Annotated in this window: 14 protein-coding genes and 2 tRNA genes; 3 read left to right on the forward strand and 13 right to left on the reverse strand. The window is 72.0% G+C overall.

Annotated features, from left to right (window positions below):
* Positions 1 to 323: 323 nt before the first annotated feature.
* From ABTX78_RS27920 to ABTX78_RS27960, 9 genes are all read right to left on the reverse strand, one after another.
* Complete coding sequence (locus ABTX78_RS27920; RefSeq protein ID WP_352209550.1) at positions 324 to 1,091, reverse strand: TetR/AcrR family transcriptional regulator; 768 nt, start codon at positions 1,089 to 1,091, stop codon at positions 324 to 326.
* Between the two features lie 34 nt (positions 1,092 to 1,125).
* A complete protein-coding gene (locus ABTX78_RS27925; protein ID WP_352209551.1) occupies positions 1,126 to 2,634 on the reverse strand; it encodes an MFS transporter in 1,509 nt (502 codons plus the stop codon).
* 85 nt (positions 2,635 to 2,719) lie between these two features.
* Positions 2,720 to 5,020: an ArnT family glycosyltransferase gene (locus ABTX78_RS27930; protein WP_352209552.1), complete on the reverse strand. Its 2,301-nt coding sequence runs from the start codon at positions 5,018 to 5,020 to the stop codon at positions 2,720 to 2,722.
* Complete coding sequence (locus tag ABTX78_RS27935) at positions 5,017 to 6,435, reverse strand: bifunctional glycosyltransferase family 2/GtrA family protein (protein ID WP_352209553.1); 1,419 nt, start codon at positions 6,433 to 6,435, stop codon at positions 5,017 to 5,019. Before ABTX78_RS27935 ends, ABTX78_RS27930 begins: the two co-directional genes overlap by 4 nt.
* Positions 6,436 to 6,460: 25 nt before the next feature.
* Positions 6,461 to 8,035: a sensor histidine kinase gene (locus ABTX78_RS27940; RefSeq protein WP_352209554.1), complete on the reverse strand. Its 1,575-nt coding sequence runs from the start codon at positions 8,033 to 8,035 to the stop codon at positions 6,461 to 6,463.
* Between the two features lie 8 nt (positions 8,036 to 8,043).
* Complete coding sequence (locus ABTX78_RS27945; protein WP_352209555.1) at positions 8,044 to 8,781, reverse strand: response regulator transcription factor; 738 nt, start codon at positions 8,779 to 8,781, stop codon at positions 8,044 to 8,046.
* A 197-nt stretch (positions 8,782 to 8,978) separates the two neighbouring features.
* Positions 8,979 to 9,887 (reverse strand): amidohydrolase family protein, encoded by a 909-nt coding sequence (locus tag ABTX78_RS27950; RefSeq protein ID WP_352209556.1) that lies wholly within the window; start codon positions 9,885 to 9,887, stop codon positions 8,979 to 8,981.
* A gap of 275 nt (positions 9,888 to 10,162) precedes the next feature.
* Positions 10,163 to 11,035, reverse strand: coding sequence for a DUF2797 domain-containing protein (locus ABTX78_RS27955; RefSeq protein ID WP_352209557.1), 873 nt, complete (start codon positions 11,033 to 11,035; stop codon positions 10,163 to 10,165).
* Between the two features lie 58 nt (positions 11,036 to 11,093).
* Positions 11,094 to 11,978, reverse strand: a complete 885-nt coding sequence (locus ABTX78_RS27960; protein ID WP_352209558.1) for an arginase family protein — start codon at positions 11,976 to 11,978, stop codon at positions 11,094 to 11,096.
* A gap of 258 nt (positions 11,979 to 12,236) precedes the next feature.
* Between ABTX78_RS27960 and ABTX78_RS27965 the strand changes: the two genes are divergently transcribed.
* A complete protein-coding gene (locus ABTX78_RS27965) occupies positions 12,237 to 13,157 on the forward strand; it encodes a trypsin-like serine peptidase (protein ID WP_352209559.1) in 921 nt (306 codons plus the stop codon).
* A gap of 176 nt (positions 13,158 to 13,333) precedes the next feature.
* Here ABTX78_RS27965 and ABTX78_RS27970 read toward each other — a convergent pair.
* Both ABTX78_RS27970 and ABTX78_RS27975 read right to left on the reverse strand, forming a co-directional pair.
* Positions 13,334 to 13,406 (reverse strand) — tRNA-Arg (locus ABTX78_RS27970).
* Between the two features lie 210 nt (positions 13,407 to 13,616).
* A tRNA-Ser gene (locus ABTX78_RS27975) sits at positions 13,617 to 13,710 on the reverse strand.
* A 235-nt stretch (positions 13,711 to 13,945) separates the two neighbouring features.
* On the opposite strand from ABTX78_RS27975, the gene ABTX78_RS27980 reads away from it, so the two are divergent.
* A complete protein-coding gene (locus tag ABTX78_RS27980; RefSeq protein ID WP_352209560.1) occupies positions 13,946 to 14,386 on the forward strand; it encodes an SSI family serine proteinase inhibitor in 441 nt (146 codons plus the stop codon).
* A 169-nt stretch (positions 14,387 to 14,555) separates the two neighbouring features.
* On the forward strand, positions 14,556 to 18,383 hold the full coding sequence (locus tag ABTX78_RS27985; RefSeq protein WP_352209561.1) for a hybrid sensor histidine kinase/response regulator: 3,828 nt from the start codon (positions 14,556 to 14,558) through the stop codon (positions 18,381 to 18,383).
* Positions 18,384 to 18,536: 153 nt separating this feature from the next.
* Here the strand turns inward: ABTX78_RS27985 and ABTX78_RS27990 are convergent, their stop codons facing one another.
* Entirely contained in the window at positions 18,537 to 20,183 is a 1,647-nt protein-coding gene (locus ABTX78_RS27990; RefSeq protein ID WP_352209562.1) for a long-chain fatty acid--CoA ligase, read from the reverse strand.
* 104 nt (positions 20,184 to 20,287) lie between these two features.
* Positions 20,288 to 20,872 carry a SigE family RNA polymerase sigma factor gene (locus ABTX78_RS27995; RefSeq protein WP_352209563.1) on the reverse strand — a complete coding sequence of 195 codons (585 nt, stop codon included), beginning with the start codon at positions 20,870 to 20,872 and terminating at the stop codon, positions 20,288 to 20,290.
* Between the last annotated feature and the right edge of the window lie 251 nt (positions 20,873 to 21,123).

The raw sequence follows: 21,123 nt of genomic DNA on the forward strand, positions 1-21,123 counted from the left end.
TGTCCTCAATCGCCGGACGGGCTTGAGATACAGCCCCTGACGGGAACCAAGCCCATTCCGCTTCGCCGCGAAAGAGCGGGCAGATCCCAGCCCCGCCCGGTGGCCTGCGCGGCACGGGGTCCGGGGCGGAGCCCCGCAGCGGGCCCGCGCCTCGAAGCCACCCCTCGCCCGGACTGTCCCCCATGACCTACGGGCATGTCCTCAATCGCCGGACGGGCTTGAGATACAGCCCCCTGACGGGACCAAGCCCACCAGCCGCACGGGCTGACAGCGCGGTCCGCCGACCGGCAGCAAGCCCATCAGCCGGCGCAGGCTCCGCCCCGTCACGCCGTGCGAGCCACCATCGCTTCGATGCCCGCCACCAGCAGTTCCAGCGCGAAGTCGAAGTCCCTCTCCCTCATCTCCGCCACCGTCTCCCCGCCCCGCGCCTCCATCATTTCCGACGCGTTCGCGAAGTTCCTGCTGAAGTCCGGCTGTTCGCTGATCGAGCCCATCGCCTCGCGGAAGTACTCGTCCTGGCTCAGCCCCGCCGCCGCGCAGCGCTGGATGAAGTGGCCCTCGATCGTGCCGAAGCCGTAGACGAACTGGAAGACCGCCGACAGCCCGCCCATCTGGCCGTGCGGCGGAAGTCCCGTGTTGCGCATGACCTCCTGGACCGCCAGTGAGAAGCCCATCGAGTTCGGCCCGATGTTCAGGAACGTGCCGATCAGCGCCGAGACCCAGGGGTGGCGCACCAGCACCGCCCGGTACTCGACGGCCAGTTCGCGCAGCTGCTCGCGCCACTCGGACGCGTCGCCGACGTCGGGCAGCCGCACGTCGCCGAAGACCGCGTCCAGCGCCAGTTCCAGCAGGTCGTCCTTGGTGTCGACGTACCAGTACACGGACATCGCCGTGACATCGAGCTCGGCGGCCAGCCGGCGCATCGAGAACTTCGCCGCGCCCTCCGAGTCCAGCAGTCGTACCGTCGCTGCGATGATCTTCTCGCGGTCCAGGCCCGCCGGCTGGGCCGGTTTGCGGCCGCGCTCCGCCTTGCCCTCCAGCCACACACTGGTCCGCGTGGGACCCTTCGCGCGGTCGGCCGCACCCACCATCGCGCCACTCTCCTCGACTCGCCCGCTCCCGATGCTATGCCGCTGCCCGCACCTCGTCCGCACGCTCCGCCCGCCGCAGCAGCATCGCGGCCAGCAGACCACCGGCCAGCACGGCCACCGCGCCGACCAGCTGGCTCGTCTCCAGGCCGGAGGCGAACGCGTCCGAGATCCGGGAACGCTCGCCGGGGCTCCCGGCTGCCGCGAGGGCGGCGGGCAGCGAGACGGCGCCTGCCACCGTGGGAACGAGCGCGGCGAAGCGGGAGTTCAGGACCGCGCCGAGCACGGCGACGCCGAGGCCGTTGCCGAATTCGGCGAGGGTGCCGTTCACCCCCGCGCCCACGCCCGCCTTCTCCGGCGGGATGGCGCCCATGATCGCGTTGGCCATCGCCGGCATGGAGAGCGCCACTCCCGCGCCCATCGTCACGAGGCCGAGCAGCATTCCGCCGTACCCGTCGCCGCCGAGGAGCGCGATCGACGCGAGGCCCGCCGAGACCAGGGTCATACCGACGGCGATGGTCCCCGGGGTGCCGATCTTTGGCAGCAGCCGGGCTCCGACGCCGGTCAGATTGAGGGCGATGACGGTGAGGGCCAGGGGAGCGGTCCGCAGACCCGCGTCCAGCGGCCCGTATCCGAGCACGAACTGCAGATGCTGGGTGAGCAGGAACAGCGACCCGCCCATGCCGAACGCGACCAGGATCGCCCCCGCGACCGCCCCGATGAACCGCTGGTTGCGGAAGAAGTGCATGTCCAGCATCGGATGCGGGATCCGCAGCTCCCACAAGACGAACACGCCGAGGACCAGGGCACCGGTCACCGCCGATGCCAGGACCTGCGTCGAGGTCCAGCCGTGCTCGGGCCCGGAGATGATCGCGTACACGACGGCGGTCATACCGATGGTGGAGAGCAGCGCGCCGAGCAGGTCCGGCCGGTCGCCCTGCGGGTTCTTGGACTCCGGTACGAGGGCGATGACCGCGAACAGCCCGATGGCCACCACGGGGATGTTGACCAGGAAGATCGCGCCCCACCAGAAGTGGTCGAGCATGACACCGCCGATCAGCGGACCGGCCGCGAATCCCAGGGAGTTGACGGTGGACCACAGGCCGATGGCCTTCACGCGCTCGGTGTCGTCGAAGATCTGCACGACCACGGCGAGGGTGGTCGTCATCAGCAGCGCGCCGCCGACGCCCATACCGGCGCGTGCGGCGATCAACTGGGCGGAGGACTGGGCGAGGCCGGCGGTGAGCGAGCCGATACCGAACAGCGCGAGCCCTGCCACCAGCATCTTCTTGCGCCCGTAGCGGTCGGCGGCGTTGCCCGCGGTGAGCAGCAGGCCGGACTGCACCAGCGAGTACGCGTTGATCATCCACTGGATGTCGGCGGTGGAGGCGTGGAGTTCCCGGGTGAGGGAGGGGATGGCGACGCTGAGGACGGTGTTGTCGAGCAGCACCGTGAGCTGGGCGAGGCAGATGACGCCGAGGATGATCCAGCGCTGCGGATGGCGGCCCGGGAGAGCGGTGCCGGTCTCGGTGGCCGTGGCCGTCATACGCACTCCTTGTACGGTGTACGGGCGATGTCCCGTACACCGTACAATAGTTTTTTTTACGCCGTACAGCGCCTCTGTCCTGGGACTACTTCTCGGCGGTCAGGTCGTACAGGGTCGTGGCGCCCACGGTCACCTCCGTGAAGGTCGACTGGATCCACGAGGTGATCGCGGAACTGGTGTTGCCACCGGGCCCACCGCCCTGGCCGCCGCCCTGGCCGCCCGCGATGAAGTAGTGGATCTTCCCGTCGGCGACGTACTCCTTGAATTGCGCGAGCGTCGGGGACGGATCGCTGCCGTTGAAGCCGCCGATGGCCATCACCGGTTCACCGGTGGCGAGTTGGTAGCTCGCGGCGTTCTGGGAGCCGATGGCCGCGGCGGCCCAGGTGTAGTCTCCGGCGTTCTGCCGCAGCTTCGCCTCGACCTCGGAGTTCACGGTCGCGCCGTTGAGCAGGCCGCCCATGCCGCCGCCTCCCCCGCCGCCCTCACGAGCGCTCCCGCCCGCACCGCCGGCCCTCGTGCCCTGGCGCTGCGCCGGACCGCCCTGCGCGGGAAGGCCGTTCGGGGGCTGAGCCGTCCCGCCACCGGGACCTCCCTGCTGTCCCTGACCCTGCTGCCCCTGGCCCTGACCCTGCTGTCCCGGCGGCATCCGTCCGCCGTCGCCGCCGCCCGGCCCGCCGGCGCGCATGCCCCCGCCGCCCCGCGCCGCCGCGGGACCGGCGGTCACGATCGAGCCGGCGTGCCCCTCGTTCACCGTCGTGAGGGAGTACGCCACCGGCCCGGCCAGTGCCGCGGCCAGGGCCAGTGCCGCCGCCCCCAGTGCCGCCCGGGGTCCCAACCGGCCCCCGCGCCCCGCGAGCAACAGCCCCGCCGCACCCGCCAGACCTCCGACGAGCACCGCCCACCGCAGCCATGGCAGATAGTCGGGAGTCCGGCCGAGCAGTGTGAAGGACCACACGGCCGTCACCGCGACCGTCACAGCCAGCGCGGCCGAGGCCGCGAACGTGCGCCGTTCCTCCCACAGGACCGTCACACCCATGCCGACCAGTGCCGCGATGTAAGGGGCCAGCGCCACCGTGTAGTACTCGTGGAAGATCCCCGCCATGAAGCTGAAGATCGCCGCGGTCATCAGCAACGAGCCGCCCCACACCAGGAACGCCGACCGCGCCGTGCTCGTCCGCCCGGCCCCCCAGGTGACGACGAGACCCGCGACGAGCAGCAGCAGGGCCGCGGGCAGCAACCAGGAGATCTGCCCGCCGATCGACGCGTCGAACATCCGGCCGATGCCGCTGCCTCCCCAGCGACCCCCGCCACCGGCACCACCGCCGCCCACACTGCCGGCCTCCTCGCCGTTGATCCGGCCGAGGCCGTTGTAACCGAAGGTCAGCTCCAGGAAGCTGTTGTTCTGGGAGCCGCCGATGTAGGGGCGCGAGGAGGCGGGCCACAGCTCGACGATCGCCACCCACCAGCCGCCCGCGCACACGATCGCGAGCCCGGCGAGGGCGAGTTGTCCCAGCCGCCGCCGCAGTGTCGTCGGCGCGCACACCGCGTACACCAGCGCCAGGGGCGGCAGGATCAGGAACGCCTGGAGGGTCTTGGTCAGGAACGCGAACCCGATCGCCACACCCGCCCAGACCAGCCACCTGGTCCGTGCGCCCTCCAGCGCCCGCAACACGCAGTAGACGGTCACCGTCATCAGCAACGCCAGCAGCGCGTCCGGATTGTTGAAACGGAACATCAGCGCGGCGACGGGCGTCACGGCCAGCACCGCGCCCGCGATCAGCCCGGCCGCGGGGGTGAAGCGCCGGCGCACCGCCGCGTACACCACGGCCACCGTGCCGACCCCCATCAGCACCTCGGGCAGCAGGATCTGCCAGGAGCCGAGCCCGAAGAGGCGTACGGACAGGGCCATCGGCCACAGCGCGGCCGGGGGCTTGTCGACGGTGATCGCGCTCGCGGCGTCGGAGGACCCGAAGAAGAAGGCCTTCCAGCTCTCGCTGCCCGCCTGGACGGCGGCGGAGTAGAAGGAGTTGGCGTAGCCGGACGCGGAGAGGTCGTAGCTGTAGAGGACCGCCGTGATGAGCAGCAGACCGAGGAGGGCCGGGCGTACCCAGGGGGCGTCACCGGCCCGTCCGCGCCACAGCCGCGCCGCCGGCCGGGCTCCCCGTCCACCGGCGGCATGTCCGCCCCGCGGTCCGCCGCCGGGTGGTCCGCCGCGTGCGTGGCCTCCCTGCACGGGCCCGACCACCAGCACATCGGAACCGGACGGGCTGCCGGGCGGATGTCCGGAAGGGTCGAGGGGCGGATGGACGGGTGCGTTTCCGGGCGGGTCGAGGGGCGGGTTTCCGGGTGGGGGAGGGTAGGCGTGGCCGTCGTGTGTCGTCGTCATCGTGCGGTCCTCGGGTCGTTGGCGTGCGGGACGGCACGCAGCTGCGCGGTGTCGTCCCAGGTGTGGTCGGAGAACGCCCATGCGTCCGGCGCGCCGTCCGGGGACCCCCGCTCGGGGCCCGCCTCGGGGCCCGGCTCCGCCCACACGCGGGCCACCTCACCCCGTTCCGGCGCCCCCCGGCGGTCCGGGAACACCCACGCGCGGAAGAGCAGAAAGCGCAGCACGGTCGCCGCCAGGTTCGCGGCGATCAGCACCGCCAGTTCGGTGCCGTGGGAGGCGTCGCCCGCGGCCGCGTCCAGCGCCGCCAGCGAACCGCTCGTCAGCGCGAGCCCGACGGCGAACACGACCAGGCCCTGCGCCTGGTGCCGTACGGCCCGGTCCCGCCCCCGCACGCCGAAGGTGAGCCGCCGGTTGGCCGCCGTGTTGGCGATCGCCGACAGCAACAGGGCGCCCGCGTTGGCCGTCTGCGGGCCGGCTCCCAGCCGGAAGGCGGAGTACAGCAGCAGATAGAGCAGCGTGGAGAGCGCGCCCACCGCGCAGAACCCGACCAGTTGCCGCGCCAGACCGCCGGGCACCCCGCTGAGCTGCCGGTCGCGGGGGTCGTCGCCGAAGGGCCTGGCCAGCCGGTCCAGCGGCAGCGCGCCGACCGCCAGGGCCCGTCCCACCCGCCAGACGCCCTTGAGGTCCTCGGTCGCCGTGCTCACGATGTGCACGGTCGAGTCCGGGTCGTCGACCCAGTCGACCGGTACCTCGTGGATGCGCAGTCCGGCGCGCTCGGCCAGCACCAGCAGCTCGGTGTCGAAGAACCAGCCGGTGTCCTCGACCAGGGGCAGCAGCCGCTCGGCGACTTCACGCCGGATCGCCTTGAACCCGCACTGGGCGTCCGAGAACCGGGCGGCGAGCGAGCCGCGCAGAATCAGGTTGTAGGCGCGCGAGATGAACTCCCGCTTCGGCCCGCGCACCACCCGCGACGAGCGGGCCAGCCGTGAGCCGATGGCGAGATCCGAGTGCCCGGAGATCAGCGGGGCGACCAGCGGAAGCAGCGCGTTGAGGTCGGTGGACAGATCGACGTCCATGTAGGCGAGCACGGGGGCGTCGGAGTGCGACCAGACGGTCCGCAGGGCCCGCCCCCGCCCCTTCTCCTCCAGCCGGTACGACCGCACCTCGGGGACGGTCGCCGCGAGTTCGGCCGCCACCCGCGGGGTGCTGTCGGTGCTCGCGTTGTCGGCGACGGTGATGCGGAAGCCGTACGGGAAGGTCCGCGCGAGGTGTTCGCGCAACCGCAGCACGCATCTTTCGAGGTCGGCCTCCTCGTTGTAGACCGGGATCACGACGTCGAGTACGGGCGGCCCGGCCGCGCCGGCGAGCAGATGCTCCCGGGCCGGCAGGGTTCCCTCTGGGGTGTCGGTTCGCATGCAACGACACTCGTCGGGGGCGCTGTCACGGCTGTGTGATGCGCCTGTGCCCCGGCTGTGAGAGCGGATCAGGGGCGGACGGCGGCTCGTTCCACGCGGGCAGCTCGACACCGAACACGGTGCGCCCGGGGCGGGAGTTCACGCCGACGCGGCCGCCGTGCGCGCTCACCACCGCGTCCACGATCGCCAGTCCGAGTCCGGTCGACCCGGCGTTGCGGGACCGGGACGCGTCACCGCGGGCGAACCGTTCGAAGATGTACGGAATCAGCTCGGGCGGGACGCCCGGCCCGTCGTCCTCCACCTCCAGCACGACGGTGGGACCGCGGTCCCGCACCCGGGCGACGACGGTCGTGCCGGGCGGTGTGTGCGTACGGGCGTTGGCCAGCAGGTTGACGAGGACCTGGTGCAGCCGGGCCGCATCGCCCCCGACCGCGGCCGCTTCCACGGGCAGTTCGAGCCGCCATTTGTGGTCGGGACCGGCCGCGCGGGCGTCGCTGACGGCGTCCACGACCAGGGGCGGAAGGTCGGTGCGCGCGCGGTCGAGCGGACGTCCCGCGTCGAGTCGCGCCAGCAGCAGCAGATCCTCGACCAGGCCGGTCATCCTGGTGGCCTCGGACTCGATCCGGCCGAGGGCGTGCCGTGTGTCGGCTCCGACGGTGTCCCGGCCGCGACGGGTGAGTTCCGCGTAGCCGCGGATCGAGGCCAGCGGCGTACGCAGCTCATGGCTGGCGTCGGCGACGAACTGCCGTACCCGCGTCTCGCTCTCCTGGCGGGCGGTCAGCGCCGAACCGACGTGGCCCAGCATGCGGTTGAGCGCGGCCCCGACCTGTCCGACCTCGGTGCGCGGATCGGCCTCGGCATCCGGCACCCGCTCCAGCAGGGCGACCTCGCCACTGTGCAGAGGGAGTTCGGAGACCCGGGTGGCGGTGGCGGCCACGCGCCACAGCGGTCGCAGCGCGACACCGACCAGCGCGGTACCGGTGATACCGGCGGCCAGCAGGCCGGTCGCGGCCACACAGATCTCGACGAGGATCAACGTGCTCAGCGCGTCTTCCACCTCGCCCGCCGGAATCCCGACGAGGACCGTGCCGTCGCTCGCTGTCCCGTCGCTCACCGCCTCGTCGCTCGTCGTCCCGTTGTTCGTCGTGGGCAGCGAGATCACGCGGTATCCGCCGAGCCCCGGCAGCGTGACGTCGTGCACCTCGCCGTCCGCCGGGACGGTGCCGAGCGCCCTGAGCTGCGCCGCGTCGAGGGGCGTGGTGTCGTCCGGGCGGTAGCCGGGAGTGGTGTTCTCGACGGTCCTCGCGCCTTCGGACACCGCGCTGCCACCGTCGGGGACCAACGCGCCGACCGTTCCGAAGGGCTGACCGCCGCCGCCGAGGAAGTCCAGCGGGCCCTCCGTGTCCCCGGGTGCCGGCGGCGGACGTCTGGGCAGGTCGGCGCGGACCGCGATGCCGCGCAGCTGGTCGTCGAGCTTGCCGTACAGGTAGCTGTCGAACGCGATCGTCGTGACCGCCCCGATCACCGACGCGACCACGGCGATCAGCGCCACCGCGGACACCACCAGCCGGGTCCGCAGCGACCATCTGCGGCCGCGCATCCTCCGCACTACTCGCCGGGCTTGATCAGATACCCGGCTCCGCGCCGGGTGTGGATCATCGGCGGCCGCCCGGCGTCGATCTTCTTGCGCAAGTAGGAGACGTACAGCTCGACGACGTTGGCCTGGCCCCCGAAGTCGTACGACCACACCCGGTCGAGGATCTGTGCCTTGCTGAGCACGCGCCGCGGATTGCGCATCAGATAACGCAGCAGCTCGAACTCCGTCGCCGTCAGATGGATCGAATCACCGGCCCGGCAGACCTCGTGGGTGTCCTCGTCCAGGGTGAGATCGCCGACCGCCAGCAGCGACGGGCTGCGCACGGCCGCCGTCCCGGAGCGCCGGATCAGTCCGCGCAGCCTCGCGACGACCTCCTCCAGCGAGAAAGGCTTGGTCACATAGTCGTCGCCGCCCGCCGTGAGACCGGCGATCCGGTCCTCGACGGCGTCCCGGGCGGTCAGGAAGAGCACCGGCACCTCGGGCATGTCCCGCCGCAGGCGCCCGAGGACCGCGAGCCCGTCCATGTCGGGCAGCATCACGTCCAGTACGACGGCGTCGGGCCGGAAGTCGCGCGCCGACCGCAGAGCGCCCGCGCCGTCGCCGGCACTGCGCACCTCCCAGCCCTCGTAGCGCAGGGCCATCGACAGCAGCTCGCTCAGCGCGGTCTCGTCGTCGACGACGAGGACCCGGACGGGGCTGCCGTCCGGCCTGAGCAATTCGGTACGCCCCTGGGGCGTGGTCGCGGTCATGCGGCCAGCCTGCGACCCGGCCGTGAAAAGGCTCTTGCGCCTTTCTGTGAATTGCCTGAGAACCGAGCTCGTCGCAACCCACCTCCTCAGGGACGGCGGCTCGGGCACCGCCGGCCCTCAGGCACCGCACGGTCCTCAGGAACGGTCCTCAGGAACCGCCGGGTCCTCAGGCACCGCACGGTCCTCAGGAAGACCGGTCAGGAACCGCCGGGCCCGAAGAGCCGGACGCCGTTGTCGTGACAGACGGCGCGCAGCCAGTCGTCCCCGAGGCCGAGCTCCTCGAGAGCCCGGAGCTGATGGACGTACGGATAGGGGATGTTGGGGAAGTCCGTGCCGAGCACGATCCGGTCGCCGAGATCCGCGAGCCGCCCCTTCTGCTGCCGGGGGAAGGGGGCCATGCGCTCGCTGAAGTCCGTGAAGGCCATGGTCGTGTCCAGCCGTACGTGCGGGTAGCGCTCGGCGAGATCGAGGAAGTCGCTGTACTCCGGCATGCCCATGTGCGCGACGACGAGCGGCAGCCGCGGATGCCGCGCGAGCAGCCGGCCGACCGGCTCGGGCCCGGTGTGCTTGCCCGGCACCGGCCCGGAGCCGCAGTGCGTCACCACGGGCACGCCCGCCTCGGCGAGCAGTCCCCAGACCGGGTCGAGCAGGGGATCGTTGGGGTCGTACGCGCCGACCTGGAGGTGCGACTTGAAGATCCGCGCGCCGCGGTCGAGGGCCTCGCGGACGTAGTGCTCGACGCCCTCCTCCGGGAAGAGGGTCGCGGTGTGGAGGCAGTCCGGCGTCCGGGCGGCGAAGTCGGCCGCCCAGCCGTTGAGCCAGGCAGCCATACCGGGCTTGTGCGGGTAGAGCATCGAGGTGAAGGCGCGCACCCCGAACTCCCGTAGCAGCGCGACCCGTTGTTCCTCCTCGTGCCGGTAGGTGATGGGCCACTCCCGGCCCGTCATGGGCCCCACGGCGTCGAAGTACGCCCACACCTTGGCCAGGACTCTTTCCGGCATGAAGTGGGTGTGGACATCGACGAGCCCGGGAAGCCCGAGCCGGCTCCAGAACTCGCGTACCTCCGCGGCCTCCGTGGCCTGGTCACTGAGGGGCTTGTTGGTCATGACGCCCACCTTCGGACGCCGGTCCGTGGGGTGTCCACCGGCTTTGCCGTACGGGATCGGAACGTGATCCGGTTCACGACGGCCGGGCCTTCCTGCTCACGGGGTCGCCTCCCGGTCATCGGGACGGGTGGCGCGGCGAGCCTGCCGGCCAGCGGGCCTTCCTGACTTCGGGCGGCCCCGGCGCCGCGTCGGCCATCCCGCCCTGGCACCGTGTCGGCCATCCCGCCCTGGCACCGCGTCGGCCATCCCGCCCCGGCGCACCGGAACCCCGTGCCTCAGAACAACCCGTCCTGCACGGCCCCGCCCCCCGCGTTGGCGTCGGCCGTCGGAACGGACACCCCTGCGGCGGGATCGGCCCCGATGAGCGACCAGCCCGTCATCAACCGGGTGTCGAGGACGACGAGTTCGCCCTCCGCGGTGCGCAGATGCAGATCGGGCCCGGCAGCCGCGAGCAGCGTCCCCGCGACGGCGCCGCCGTCGGTCAACTCCCGCACCACCGCACCCGGCTCCGTCAGCCGGCCGAGGCCGAACACTTCGGCGTGGTCGACGGCCAGGAACTCCAGCCGCTCCAGCGACTCGGCCCAGCCGTTGAGGCCGAGCGCCCGCCGGTGCAGGTCCTCGATCTCCGCGGCACGCTCGGCGGGACCCGGCAGCTCGCACCGCACGGCCCTCTTGTGAGCGTAGGGAATCCGGTCCGGTACCCCCAGCGCGCTGCGCAGCAGCTCCTCCGTACGCCGTGCCGCCATCAGCGGCCCCCGCCCCAGCCAGCTGAAGACGACGGCGCCCTGCTCCAGGAGCCGCGCGGACTCACGCTCCTCCGCGGTGATGCCGACCTTGACCATCCCGGGCCCGAACCAGGCCAGATAGACGTGGTACGTCCGCGGGTCGTCGGCGACGGTGTCGGCCGCCACCGAGTGCGCGCGATCCAGCCGTGCGCATTCCGGGCATCGCGCCTGGGTGGTCCGTCCCGGCACGACGGCCCTCAGCGGGCAGGCGTGGCCACGCGCCCCGACGCACTGCCGGACCCCTTCGGCCCGGAACCCGAGCGTCTTGCCGGCGATCAGCGGACTGACCCGCCCGCCGTCCCACCGGAGCACGGCCATCCGCGCCCCGCGCGGCCAGACGAGCCCGGAGCACCGCCATGCCATACGCACCTCCGACCGAAAACGCGGAGGCTACCCGACAGCACTGACACAGGCCCCGGTTCTAGGCCGAGTTCCGGCCGATCCGTGCGGAGAGCCCGCGGTGCAGACAGTCGACGAGCCGGGCCGTGATCAGGCCTTCGAGGTCGAGGTGGGGGTTGAAGATCGTGACGTCGAACCCGACGGCACGCTCGTCGCCGAGCGCGATCCCGAGCACACTCTCCAGTTCCGCCCAGCTCAGGCCCCCGGGGATGCGGTAGTCGACGGCGGGCATGACGGCGTCGTCCAGAACGTCCACATCGAGATGCACCCAGTACTCCCCGAGCCGTCCGACGGCCTCCCGGGCCGCCTCATCGGCGCCGACCGCCCGCACGGCATCGAGACCGACGGCGTGCAGCTCCGGCGGCAGCGGCTGCATCCCGGCCTCCGTGGACTCCGCGGTGTCGCGGAACCCGAAGGCCACGACATCCTCGTCCCGTACGAGCGGCCGGAGCCCTTCCGGATCGGTGAGTACGCCGGGCCCGCGGCCGGTGGCGAGCGCGAGCTCCATGGACGCGGCCTCGCCGTTCGGTTCTGCGGCCGGCTGATAGAAGTCGGTGTGCCCGTCGAGGAACAGCAGCCCGTACCGTCCGCGCCGGCGCAGCGCGAGGAGGTTGCCGAGCAGGATCGAACAGTCCCCGCCGAGGACGACGGGAAAGTCCCCCTGATCGAGCACCCCGGCGACGACGTCGGCCAGCTCGCCGGAGTACCGCGCGATCGCGGCCGCGTTGAGCACCCCGCTCACCGGGTCCCGCGTGGCCACGTACGCCGGCGCCTCGACGCGCCCGCCGTGGACGGCTCCCAGCCGCTCCGCCAGACCGGCCCCGATCAGCGCCGCGGGCAAGTCCTCCACCCCGGAGGGCCGCAGCCCGAGCACGGAGGGGGCTTCGACGACAACGATCCGGCGCATCCCGACTCCTCCGTGTCGGACACCCAACGGTGCACAACGGCCCCTTCGGACGCTACCGGACAGTGGCGGTCGCCGCAGGGTGGCTCTCCAGCTCCCCTTGTGCGAACGGCTGGTGGCGGATCACCGCCGACCCGGCAACGCTCCACACATCTGTCACAGGTCATCGACAGCGCCAACCGAACCGGTGGATTCCCCGCTCTTGCCGTGCGGACCGACGACCCGCGTCCGTTGCCCGCACCGACCGAGGAGACACCCGCGATGCCCAAGACCGCCCCTTCCCTGATCCGGTGCCTTCGCAGCCGGACAACGGTGCTCGCCGTCGCCGGTACGGCCCTCGCCCTCGTCGCCCCGGCCACGGCGACCGCCGCGGCCGGCCAGACCCGTGCGGCGGCGGCCGACCCGGTCTCCGTCCTGTCGTACACCGCCAAGGAACGCCGGACGGCCCTCGCCTACTGGACGCCCGCCCGTGTCAAGGCCGTCGGGAAGTCCGTGGACCTGGGTCCGACCGGCCCGAAGGCCAAGCCGTGGCGGGGCACCACGCTGAAGTCCGTGGGGCGGCTCTTCTTCGTCAACGCCTCTGGCGCCGACACCTGGTGCACGGCCACGGCCGTGAAGAGCGCCAACCGCTCGGCCGTGATGACGGCGGCCCACTGCGTACGACGCGGCTCGTCCCCCGGCAACACCAACACCGACATGGTGTTCGTCCCCGCCTACAGCAAGGGCAAGCAGCCGTACGGCGCGTTCGCGGTCCGCTCGGCCATGACCCCGCGCACCTGGGAGACGGACTCCACCGACGACCTGTCCACGCTGGTCGTCGACCCCGACACGAAGGGCCGCAAGCTCACCGACGTCGTGGGCGGCCAGGCCATCGCCTTCAACCGCGCCGTCGGCGGCACGATCTCCGCTTTCGGCTACTCCGCCACGCGCCCGCAGCGCGGCGAGGAACTCCTCCGCTGCGTCGGCAAGCCGAAGAAGAAGCAGGGCCTTCAGGCCATCTCCTGCGACCTGACGGGCGGCGCCAGCGGCGGCCCATGGCTGGCCGACTTCAACGCCAGCACCGGCAAGGGCGTCCTGGTCTCGGTCAACAGCTCGCTGGACTCCCTGACCCCGACGGAGATGCAGGCGGAGATCATGGGCACGCCGGCGAAGAAGGTGTACGACCGCGCGCAGCGCGCCTGACACGGTCCGCCTGCGCGTCGACGCGGGACGCCCCCGGATCGTCTCCGGGGCATTGCCCTGTGGGCCCGCACCCGGACGCCAGGGACGCGGCCCGGGAGAGTCTTCCGGCCGGGTCGATGTCATCTACGGAACGTCAAAGGCCCCACCGGGAGAACCGGTGGGGCCTTTGAGCAGTGTGCACTCGGCAGGATTCGAACCTGCAACCTTCTGATCCGTAGTCAGATGCTCTATCCGTTAAGCTACGAGTGCTTGGCGTTCCGGGCTTTTCTGCCTGGTCGGCGTTGCGGGAACAACATTACATGACCCGCGCCGTGAGGTGAAATCCGTTAAGCACACCCCACCTGACCTGCAAAAACAGCGCTCCAGCGGTCAAGAAACCTCGTACGTACGCCCGAAGACGCACACCCCGCCGACTACGACCGAAGCCCCGGCCTGTGGGCCGGGGCTTCGGTGATCAACTGGCGGAGGCGGAGGGATTTGAACCCTCGATGGGCTTTAAGACCCAAACCGCATTAGCAGTGCGGCGCCATAGACCGGACTAGGCGACGCCTCCAGCACACTCACGCGGGCGCGAGTGGTGCGTGCAGATGATGACACAGCCGAGCGGGGTGTCACCAATCGCCGTCCACGGTACTAGGCCCGCAGGCCGGAGGGCAAAGCCCCGGCCGCCGGGCCCGTCGCCCGGGTGGCGCGGTCCGGTTGCGCAACGCCGGGGCGCACGGAGCGTTAGAGATACCGGGGCATCCACGCCCCCGCACGGTCCCTCACTCCCGGATCCAGGAGCACCCATGCTGCGCCTCCTCGTCCTCACCGCAACCGCGACCGCCGCCGCGCTGGCAGGCGCCGTACCCGCCGCGGGAGCGACCCCTCTGCCGTTCCCGCTGCCGTTGCTGTCGGCACCCGACCGGCTGACCGTGATCGTCTCCGACACGGGGAACACCCGGACGGACGGTCGGTACGAGCTGACGTGCGACCCGGCCGGCGGTACGCACCCCGCCGCCGTCAAGGCCTGTGCACGGCTGGACGAGCTCGCGCAGGAGGGGCGTAATCCGTTCGCGCCGGTTCCCGAGGACCAGATGTGCACCATGCAGTCCGGGGGGCCGGCCACCGCCCGGGTCACCGGCACATGGCAGGGACAGCGGGTGGACGCCACCTTCAACCGGGCGAACGGCTGCGAAATCTCGCGGTGGCGCACGATGGAGCCGGTGCTGCCGAACACCAGGTCATAACGCCCGGCGGTACCGCATGTGCACACAACCTTGGTGAGAGCTCCCCCTCATCCGCCGCCCCGGGCCCCTCGCCTGCCTTTAGACTCCCTCCAGTGACAGGCTGAAGCCCGAGGGGCAAGATGGGACCGGCCGTCCGCAATATGCAGTAGGTCAGGGAGGAACCGTCGTCGTGAGCAGCAGGCCATCCCGAGGCGCTGCTCGCCTCGCAGCCATACTCGACGCCCTTCCGGACGGCCTCGTGCTCGTCAACTGCAACGGCACGGTCGTCAACGCCAACACCATCGCCCTCGAACTCTTCGAGACCCCCGGCACCGCACTCGTCGGTCGCGGGCTGCTCGATCTGCTGCCCGCCTTCGACTCGCGGCTGATCCCGGGCTCGATGCGGCGCCCCGAGGCGGCGGACGAACGCGGACGGACCAAGCCCACACGGATGGTCGCGCGGCGCACGGACGGCAGCGAGTTCCCGGTCGAGGTGACCAGCGCGAGCCTCGAGGACGGGCGCGAGGCATACGACTCGTACAGCAGCTACACCGGCGACGAGCTGCTGATGCTCGTTGTCCGGGATCTGTCCGGAACGATGGACACCGAGGCCGAGCTGGCGCGTTCGCAGCGGCAGACCGAGATGATCCTGCGTGCCGCGGCCGAGGGTGTGGTCGGTACGGACACCGACGGACGCGTCGTCCTGGTCAATCCGGCCGCCGCGCAGATCCTCGGTTTCCGGGCGAGCGACCTCGGCGGGCAGGAGCTGCACCCGCTGATCCTGCACTCGCGCGGGGACGGCGAGCCCTTCCCGTACGAGGAGTCGGCGCTCGCCGACACCCTCAAGTCCGGGCGCAAGCACCGGGTGCGCGGGCAGGTGCTGTGGGCGAAGGACGGCCGGCAGGTGCCGGTCGATCTGACGACCGCGCCGGTACGGGACGGGGACCAGCTCGTCGGCGCGGTGATGACCTTCACCGACCGCCGTCCGTACGAGGAGCTGACCCAGCAGCACGAGTCCGAGCTCACGGAGACGACCGAGCGGCTCACCAAGGAGCTGGAGGAGACCACCGAACGGTTCACGGCCGAGCTGGCGGACCGTGCGGACCGCTACACCGCGGAGATCGAGAGCCGGGACGAGCAGTACACCGAGCTCGCCGCCCGCCATGACCAGCTGACCGCCGTACTCGGCGAGTCGCTGCGCGGGCCGCTGGAGGAGCTCCGTTCCGAACTGGCCACCCTCGCCGCCGACCCGGCGGGGCAGTTGTGGCCCGAGGCCAACCAGATCCTGCACCACCTCGCCGCCGGTTATGCCCGGATGACGACACTTGTCGACAACGTCCTGGGCTACCAGCGGCTCGACACGGGTGCGGAACAGCTCTACAAGATCCCGGTGCTGCTCGACGCGGTCGTCGCGGCCGGCGTCGAGGGCGCGATCGAGTTGATCGGCCCCGGTCGGGCGCAGTTCGCGGTGCACGCTCCGCCGATAGAGGCCGAGGTGGACGCCGGACGCCTGGCGACCGCGCTCGCGCACCTGGTGGCGGACGTGGCCGGGGTCGACTCGACCGGCAAGGCCAGGCTGATGCCCGGCGGCGGGTATGTGGACTCGACGATCGTGGTGGCGGCGGCGCAGCGCGGTGACGTCGTACGGATCGAGGTGCGGGGGCCGTTCGCCGGGGGAGACCCGGTGCACGAGCCGATCGTGCGCGGAATCGTGCGCGCGCACGGCGGCGTGCTGCAGACGCACGAGGTCCCGGGCATGAGCGGCAGCGCGTACGTCCTGGAACTGCCGCTGGGCGAGGGCTCGGGGACCGTGGCGCCGCCCCGGCACGGCGCGATGCTGGCCCTTCCGGAGCAGCAGACGCCTCCGGAGCCGCAGCCCTCCCCCGGCACGTCGGGCGGTGGACGGCGGCGAGCGCGGCGGGCTTCGACGGACGCCTTCCTGGAGAGCCCCGTCGCGATGGAGGACCCGGTGGCCGCGCCGCCGACGGGCCGGCGTCGTGCGCACGGGGAGCAGCCGCAGCAGGAACTGATCCCGGCCCAGGACTCGGGCGGCGGCCATGCCGCCCGCGCGGGCGCCGGCGGGACCGGTCGCCGGCGCGGGCGGCCGAGCCCTGCCGAGGAGTCCGTCGCCATCACCGCCGGTGGTGGCAGGCCGACCGAGGGCTCCGTGGTGACGGCCGCGGAGGGCGCCGCCCAGTCCGGACGCGCCGCGCTCGGCGAGACGGTGCCGCCGCAGGGTGTCTCCGTCGACGGGCCCGGCTCGGGCCGTCGCGCGCGGCACGGCGCGATGCCGGAGCTGCCCGCGGCTCCCTCCGCCCCGGCCGCCTCCGCTTCGACCGCGATCGAGACGCGCCCCTCAGGCCGCCGGGCCAGGAGGGCACTGGCGACGGCTCCGGCCGAGCCGGAAGCGCCGCGCACGCCGTTCGCGCTGCCGCCTGCCGAGGCCGATCGCGTCCCGCCGACGGCGGGTGAGGCGGACGCCTCGCTGCCGGGCCGGCACGACTCCGTCCGTACGGAGCCGGGTGCCGACCATCACACGCCGCCGCAGCAGCACCCCACGCCGACGGGTCGGCGGCGCGCGCGGTCGCAGCCGCAGGCGCCGGCCGGGGGTGCGATGCCGGACGCCCCGCCCGGGTGGGGGGACGACACCCCGGACGACGGCGGAATCGACCCTCGCGCCGTCGGCGACGGTACGGGTGGTCAGCACGCGGCGACGCAGGACGAGGCGGCACCGGGGCAGTCGGGTGCCTCGACCTCGCAGGGCACCGGATCGGTCGCCCTGCCGATGCCCGCGTTCGAGGAGCCGGCCGCCGAGCAGCAGGCGGCGGCGCGGGCCGCGGAGGCGCGTGTCGCCCAGCCGCTGCCCGCGGAGGCGCCGGTACCGGCGGACGCCTCGCAGGGCCGGGCCTTCAGTGTCCGCACACTCGGTCAGGGTGTGCCCTTCTCGCAGCAGATCGCCGAGAAGCAGAACCAGACGCTCGGCGCCGGACGCCGGCGCAAGCTGGGCACGCGGTCCGCCGAGGGGGAGCGCCCGGAGCAGGCCGCCGGCGCCGCCCGCCCGCATCCGCAGACGCAGGGCGCTCCGGCGCAGGCCCAGCCGCAGGGACAGTCGCCCACCCAGGGACAGACGCAGGCGCAGAACGGCTCGCTGCTCCCGGCCGAGCGCTCCGAGGGCCGGTCGTACGCCATAGGCGCGCCCCTCGAAGGTGCGGAGGGCCCGGAGCCGCTGGACGGTCCCGGAGGCGCGGTGGAAGTGGCCAACCGGCCCCAACCGCAGCCCGTCGACGACGAGCTGCCCCCTGAGCCGCTGGACAATCCGCGCCGGCTGCTGGTGTGGCCGGCGCCGGACGTCTCCACCCAGCAGGCCCTGAGCGACCGGGGCTACCGCCCCGTCGTCGTGCACTCGCGTGAGGAGGTCGACGCGCAGATCGCCGCGTTCCCCGCGGCCCTGTTCGTCGACCCGCTGACCGGGCCGATCACCCGGACCGCGCTGCAGTCGCTGCGCCAGGCCGCTGTGGCCGCGGAGGTCCCCGTTCTGGTGACGGCCGGACTGGGTCAGGCCACACGGGAGGCGGCCTATGGAGCCGACCCGGCCATCCTGCTCAAGGCGCTGGCCCCCCGGGACAGCGAACAGCACCCGTCACGCGTGCTGTTGATCGAGGAGCACGAGGAGATCGCGCTGGCGCTCACCGCGACGCTGGAGCGCCGCGGAATGCAGGTCGCGCGGGCCGGTGCCGACACGGACGCCGTCACCCTCGCGACCCAGATGCGGCCGAACCTCGTGGTGATGGACCTGATGCAGGTGCGCCGCCGCCGGGCCGGGATCATCGACTGGCTGCGGGCGAACGGCCAGCTCAACCGGACGCCTCTGGTCGTCTACACCTCGGCGGGCCTGGACCGGGCCGAGTTGCCGCGGCTCTCGTCGGGGGAGACCGTGCTGTTCCTCGCGGAGCGCTCGACCAGCAACGAGGTCCAGTCCCGGATCGTCGACCTGCTCGCGAAGATCGGCACGAACTGACGGCGGTGGCCGGAGGCCTTGGCTGAGGGCCGTGATCGGGGGCCGTGGCCGGAGGCCTGGGCTGAGGTCCGTGGTCGGGGCCTTGGTCGACGGCGTCAACTCACGCGTCGGAGGCGGTGTTTCACGTGAAACACCGCCCCCTTCACGCAGTCGTCAGAACTGGGTGACGTCCAGCTCACCGTCCGCGTACTGCTTGCGGATCACCTTCTTGTCGAACTTGCCCACGCTCGTCTTCGGGACCGCCGGGATCACCGCCCAGCGCTCGGGCAGCTGCCACTTGGCGACCTTCTCCGCGAGGAACGCCTTCAGTGACTCGTAGTCCGCCGTCGAGCCCTCCACGAGCACGACCGTCGCCAGCGGGCGTTCGCCCCACTTGTCGTCGGGCACCGCGACCACCGCGGCCTCGGCGACCTCCGGGTGGGCCATGAGCGCATTCTCCAGGTCGACGCTCGAGATCCACTCGCCGCCGGACTTGATGACGTCCTTGGCCCGGTCGGTGAGGGTGAGGAAACCGTCGGGGCTGATGAGGCCGACGTCGCCGGTCTTCAGCCAGCCGTCCTCGCTGAACTTGTCCTCGGGCTTGAAGTCCTCGCCGCCCGCGCCTCCGTAGTACGAGCCCGCGATCCAGGCGCCACGGACCTCCAGCTCACCGGCGGACGCGCCGTCCCACGGCAGGACCTCGCCGGCGGGTCCGACCAGTCGGGCTTCGACGCCGGCGGGGAAACGGCCCTGGGTGACGCGGTACGGCCACTCCTCCTCCGCCGAGAGACCGGCCGGCGGGTGCGACATCGTGCCGAGCGGGGAGGTTTCCGTCATGCCCCAGGCGTGACAGAGCCGCACGCCGAGCTTGTCGTACGCCTCCATCAGGGCCGGCGGACAGGCTGCACCGCCGATGGTGACCTGCGACATGGAGGTCAGGTCGCGGGGGTTGGCGGTGACTTCGGCGAGGAGTCCCTGCCAGATGGTGGGAACGGCCGCCGCGTGCGAGGGCCTCTCGCGCTCGATCATGTCCGCGAGCGGTCCGGGCTGAAGGAAGCGGTCCGGCATCAGCATGCTGATGCCGGTCATGAAGGTGGCGTGCGGCAGGCCCCAGGCATTCACATGGAACTGCGGGACCACGACGAGTGTGGTGTCCCGGTCGGTCAGCCCCATCGACTCGGCCATGTTGACCTGCATCGAGTGGAGGTAGATCGAGCGGTGGGAGTAGACGACGCCCTTGGGGTCGCCCGTGGTGCCGGAGGTGTAACACATCGCCGCGGCGGACCGCTCGTCCAGCTCGGGCCAGTCGAACGTGGTCGGCCGGTCCGCGATCAGGTCCTCGTACTCGTGCACCGTCGCGGCGGTCTCGGCGAGCAGACTGCGGTCGCCCGGGCCGGAGACCACGATGTGCTCGACCGTGGGCAGGTGCGGAAGGAGCGGGGCGAGCAGCGGGAGCAGGGAGCCGTTGACGATGACGGCCCGGTCGGCGGCGTGGTTGACGATCCACACCAGCTGCTCGGCGGGGAGACGGAGATTGAGCGTGTGCAGTACGGCACCCATGGAGGGAATGGCGAAGTACGCCTCGACGTGCTCGGCGTTGTTCCACATCAGGGTGGCGATCCGCTGGTCTCCGTCGACCCCCAGCTCGTCACGGAGCGCGTTGGCCAGCTGTGTCGCACGACGGCCCACCTCCGCGAAGCTGCGCCGCTGCGGCTCGGCGTCTCCGGTCCAGGTGGTGATCTGCGACTTTCCGTGGATCGTCATCCCGTGGTGCAGGATGCGGGTCACAGTCAGCGGTACGTCCTGCATGGTGCTCAGCACGGCGTCCTCCCGATGGGCGCTAGCGCTACGTGGCAGTAAGGGTGGGAAGATTCTGCTCACGTACCGCGCGGTATGTCACTACCCCCGGGTAGGGGAACCGTCGTTCAGCGCACGGGCGACAGCTCCGGGTCCTCGCGGAGCTTGCTCAGCGCCCGTGACACCGCACTCTTGACCGTGCCGACGGACACCCCGAGAACCTCGGCGGTCTGGGCCTCGCTGAGGTCCTCGTAATACCGCAGGACGACCATCGCGCGCTGACGGTCCGGCAGCTTCATCACGGCGCGCCACATGGCGTCGTGCAGCACCTGCTGCTCGGCCGGGTCCGCCGTCGGAACGGTCTCCGGCTCCGGAAGTTCCTCGCAGGCGAACTCGTCCACCTTGCGCTTACGCCACTGGGAGGTACGCGTGTTGAGCAGGGCACGGCGGACATAACCGTCCAGCGCCCGGTGGTCCTCGATCCGCTCCCACGCGACATAGGTCTTCGTGAGCGCGGTCTGCAGCAGGTCCTCGGCGTCGCTCGGATTCGCCGTGAGCGAGCGGGCGGTACGCAGCAGCACGGGCCCCCGCGCCCGTACGTACGACGAGAACGACGAATAGCGAGCATGGGGCGCATGCCGTGGGCCGGCGCCGTACGACGGAGGCACCGGCACGGCGGGCCTCGAGACGCTTGTGCAGACTGGCGTGGTCATAGGTCCACGCTAGGAGCGGGTGCTACTCGGCGGATCGGCCACAGGTCCCGAAGGCATGTCCGCCTCAGGTTGTACGGCCGGTGCCGGCCTCACCTCCTGAAGGTGGAGGAGACCCTCAGGGGCGGTGCGCCCTCGGGTCAGGGGAAGCTGCCCTTCCGCCGGGGCGGACACGGGCCTGCGAGGCCACGCCAAGGGTCACTCCGCCGGCGGGTACGCGGGTCGCTCAGGCCGCGGGCACGGGTCGCTCGGGC

It is taken from the genome of Streptomyces sp. NPDC096193 (genome assembly GCF_040302905.1).
GTDB lineage: Bacteria > Actinomycetota > Actinomycetes > Streptomycetales > Streptomycetaceae > Streptomyces.

Coding starts and splice junctions, on each gene's coding strand:
- ABTX78_RS27935 (WP_352209553.1), bottom strand. CDS start 6,435: ATGCGAACCGACACCCCAGAGGGAACCCTGCCGGCCCGGGAGCATCTG.
- ABTX78_RS27940 (WP_352209554.1), bottom strand. CDS start 8,035: ATGCGCGGCCGCAGATGGTCGCTGCGGACCCGGCTGGTGGTGTCCGCG.
- ABTX78_RS27965 (WP_352209559.1), top strand. CDS start 12,237: ATGCCCAAGACCGCCCCTTCCCTGATCCGGTGCCTTCGCAGCCGGACA.
- ABTX78_RS27955 (WP_352209557.1), bottom strand. CDS start 11,035: ATGGCATGGCGGTGCTCCGGGCTCGTCTGGCCGCGCGGGGCGCGGATG.
- ABTX78_RS27945 (WP_352209555.1), bottom strand. CDS start 8,781: ATGACCGCGACCACGCCCCAGGGGCGTACCGAATTGCTCAGGCCGGAC.
- ABTX78_RS27925 (WP_352209551.1), bottom strand. CDS start 2,634: ATGACGGCCACGGCCACCGAGACCGGCACCGCTCTCCCGGGCCGCCAT.
- ABTX78_RS27950 (WP_352209556.1), bottom strand. CDS start 9,887: ATGACCAACAAGCCCCTCAGTGACCAGGCCACGGAGGCCGCGGAGGTA.
- ABTX78_RS27960 (WP_352209558.1), bottom strand. CDS start 11,978: ATGCGCCGGATCGTTGTCGTCGAAGCCCCCTCCGTGCTCGGGCTGCGG.
- ABTX78_RS27995 (WP_352209563.1), bottom strand. CDS start 20,872: ATGACCACGCCAGTCTGCACAAGCGTCTCGAGGCCCGCCGTGCCGGTG.
- ABTX78_RS27980 (WP_352209560.1), top strand. CDS start 13,946: ATGCTGCGCCTCCTCGTCCTCACCGCAACCGCGACCGCCGCCGCGCTG.
- ABTX78_RS27930 (WP_352209552.1), bottom strand. CDS start 5,020: ATGACGACGACACACGACGGCCACGCCTACCCTCCCCCACCCGGAAAC.
- ABTX78_RS27920 (WP_352209550.1), bottom strand. CDS start 1,091: ATGGTGGGTGCGGCCGACCGCGCGAAGGGTCCCACGCGGACCAGTGTG.